At 66.4% G+C, this 235-nt stretch carries 1 protein-coding gene; it reads left to right on the plus strand.

Annotated features, from left to right (window positions below; genetic code table 11):
• Nucleotides 1-199: helix-turn-helix domain-containing protein (locus AC0IW9_RS32045; protein ID WP_471652311.1), on the plus strand; the 199-nt coding region annotated here is incomplete at its 5' end.
• Nucleotides 200-235 lie beyond the last annotated feature (36 nt).

Below are 235 nucleotides of genomic sequence, written 5' to 3' on the forward strand. Positions count from 1 at the left end.
GCTGGGCCAGACCTTGGAAGTGCCAGCCGCTGAGGGTGCGGTGGGCGATTTACGCCAGCACCTCGACGACTATCAACGCCAACTGATCAGCGCCTGCCTGGCGCGTCATCAGGGAAGTTGGGCCGGCGCGGCGCGGGAGCTGGGCCTGGACCGCGCCAACCTCAATCGCCTGGCCAAGCGCCTGAACCTGAAGGCGTAAGGCACTTCCTGACCGGCGAGACAAGCTCGCTATGGG

This window comes from Belnapia sp. AC561 (assembly GCF_979252845.1).